This is a genomic window from Skermanella sp. (assembly GCF_059503625.1).
Window position 1 is genome coordinate 1 of record NZ_JCACHA010000316.1, and the last position, 2,864, is coordinate 2,864.

Consider the following 2,864-nt stretch of genomic DNA (forward strand, 5'->3'; position numbering starts at 1 on the left):
TGCGCCAGTTCCGCCATGATGCCGGGGATTTCCGCCAGCAGTTCGCGGGCCAGGAAACCCATCGGCCCCAGGCTGCGCGCAAGGCGGTTTCCGGCCTGCCCATGCAGGTAGACGCCCCAGACTGCCGCCTGCGCCGGGCTTGCGCCGCGCGCCACCAGCCCGGTCACGACGCCCGCGAGAGTATCGCCGGAACCGGATGTCGCCAGCCCGACATTGCCGCTCTCGTAGAACCAGCACTCGCCGTCGGGGGCCGCGACATAGGTGGTCCCGCCCTTCAGCGCGACCACCATCCGGAAGCGCCGGGCAACCTGGATCGCGACGGCGAGGGGATCGCCCTCGACGGCCTCACGCTCGATCTCCAGAAGGCTCGCCATCTCACCGGCATGGGGCGTGATGATCGTCCGGCCCTCACGCTCGCACAGGGGATCCCGCAGGGTGTCCAGGCAGACCAGCGCTTCGGCATCGAGAACGAGCGCCGGCCCGGACAGTCCCTTCACGATGCCTGTCGTCAGTTCCGCGACCGCTTCCTTGTCCATCATGCCGGGTCCCAGCAGGACCGCGTCGCTTCGCTTGGCTCTCTCGCACAGCAATTCGGCGGCGTCCGGCGCCATGCCGCCAGCCGAGGTTTCCGGCAGCCCCAGCACCAGGGCCTCCGGTACCGCCAGCCCCATATGGGGAGCGATGCTGGAGCAGGTGGCGATCTGGAGCTTGCCCGCCCCAGCCCTCAGCGCGGCCGTCCCGGCAAGCAGCGCCGCACCCGGCACCTCTACGCTGCCGGCGACGACCAGGACGCTGCCCCTGGCGTTCTTGTCGGTGGATCCGGCAGGCTGCGGCAGCGGCATCGCGCGCAGCAATTCCGGGGTGATCCTGGTGGCTTCCATCATCGGGCGGCCACGTTTTCATCGGGTTCGGCCGTCACGGGCGCACCGGCTTCCCGCAGCGGAGCCACGAAGTTGTAACGGCGCAGTTCCATGCCGCCGATCTTCCCTATGTCGGGGTTGAAGCCGTATTCGGTGACCGAGCAGTTGGCGACGTCGCCTTCCCGGTCGATCGCGAGGATCTGTTCCTCGGTCATGTTTTCCAGCAGGTAGCGCAGGCACAGGACGACGACCTGATGGCTGACGATCACCACCCGCCGTCCGCAGTGGTGGAGGCTGATGGTGTCCAGGGCGCTTCGCAGGCGCAGGATGACGTCGCACCAGCTCTCGCCGGCGGGCGGGCGGTGATAGAACTTGCCGAGCAACCGGCGGAACTCGGCCTGATCCGGAAATTCCTGCTCGATGCCGCGCCGGGTCAGGCGGTCGAGCACGCCGAACTCCTTCTCGCGCAGCCGCTCGTCGATCAGGAAGTCAGCCACGTCCACATGCAGCCCGCCGCCGGCCTGGACGATCTCGGCCGTCTTCCGGGCGCGGACATACGGGGAGGTCAGCACCACTTCGGGCCGCTGGTCCTCCGGCATCTCCGCGAACCAGTCGCCCAGCGCCTGCGCCTGTTCCTCGCCCCGTGCGCTGAGCGGCACGTCGACGTCGCGCTCTTCTATGTCGATCCGTCCGAGGCCGGCGGCGTCGGCCGCCTCCCGCGCCACGTTGCCGGCGCTTTCGCCATGGCGGATAATCCAAAGTTTCTCTGGCCAGCGCTGCTGCATGGTAAGGGCCGTCCCCATATTGCCTGACCCGCAATCAACCACCGGGGGCGGCAATCGTTTCGATTCTGACCTATTCCCAAAAGCCGAAGATCTCTCCGTTGTGTTATAAGGGCGCCGGGCCATATGGTCTGAACCATGCCAGCATACCGCTTGTTTACAGAGCTACGTCCTCATCCGCCGATTCACGTGACGATCCACGAGAAACCCAAACCGATGGCCATCTGTCCGATCGCTGGCGGGAGTCCGGCACGTTGACGGAACGCCACGACGAGCCGCCTGCCTCTTTCGAAGCAGAAAGCGGTGCAGACAGCCGGCTTGACATCGGGTTCCTGTCAGGCGGCGGCATCATGGGCGCGTTGATGCGCTCGCACGACTGGGCAGAGTCGCCGGTCGGACGCCCCGCGACTTGGCCGCAATCCCTGCGCACGGTCGTCAGCCTTCTGCTTAACTCGAAGTTCCCGATGTTCATCGCCTGGGGACCGGAACTGGCATTCCTGTACAACGACGCCTACCTGCCGATCTTCGGGGCCAAGCACCCCAGGGCGCTCGGCCAGCCCTTCGCCGAGGTGTGGTCGGAAATCTGGGCCGAGATCAGCCCTCTGGTGGACCGCGCCCTGACCGGCGAAGCGACCTTCCACAAGGATCTGCCGCTTGTGATGCTGCGCAACGGCTATCCCGAGGAAACCTGGTTCACCTTCTCCTACAGTCCCGTCCGGGACGAATCGGGCGGCGTCGCCGGGATGTTCTGCGCCTGCTCCGAAACCACGGGTCAGGTCGAGGGCGAGCGCCGGCTGCGCGACAGCGAGGCGCGCTGGCGCGGGTTGTTCGAACGCATGCAGGAAGGCTTCTATGTCGGGGAGGCGCTGCGCGACGCCGACGGCCGGATGCGCGACTTCCGCTTCATCGAGGCCAACCCCGCCTTCGGCGCTCTCACCGGCATTCCCGCTTCCGACGCCGTCGGACGTACGGTCCTCGACGTGATACCGGACATTCCGGTCGAACTGATCGAGCATTATGAACGCGTCATCGACACCGGCGAACCGAAACGCTTCGAGATGTTCATCCCGGCTTTGGCCGACCGCTGGTACGAAGCGCGGGCGCGGAAAGCCGGCGACGAGCGGGTGGCGGTGCTCTTCCTGGAAATCACCGACCGCAAGCGGACGGAACGCCGGCACGAGGCCCTGCTCGAGTTCGGCGACCGCCTGCGCGACCTGACGGA

3 protein-coding genes are annotated in these 2,864 nt (G+C 66.9%); 1 reads left to right on the plus strand and 2 read right to left on the minus strand.

The window, feature by feature from the left end; all coding sequences use genetic code 11:
* Window positions 1-884: NAD(P)H-hydrate dehydratase (locus AC5JJ6_RS07225; RefSeq protein WP_496041386.1), on the minus strand; the 884-nt coding region annotated here is incomplete at its 3' end.
* The gene (locus tag AC5JJ6_RS07230; RefSeq protein ID WP_496041387.1) at window positions 881-1,645 is read right to left on the minus strand and encodes a histidine phosphatase family protein; all 765 of its coding nucleotides are present in this window, start codon (window positions 1,643-1,645) and stop codon (window positions 881-883) included. The genes AC5JJ6_RS07230 and AC5JJ6_RS07225, both read right to left, overlap by 4 nt.
* Window positions 1,646-1,896: 251 nt before the next feature.
* Here AC5JJ6_RS07230 and AC5JJ6_RS07235 point away from each other — a divergent pair.
* Window positions 1,897-2,864: PAS domain-containing protein (locus AC5JJ6_RS07235; protein WP_496041388.1), on the plus strand; the 968-nt coding region annotated here is incomplete at its 3' end.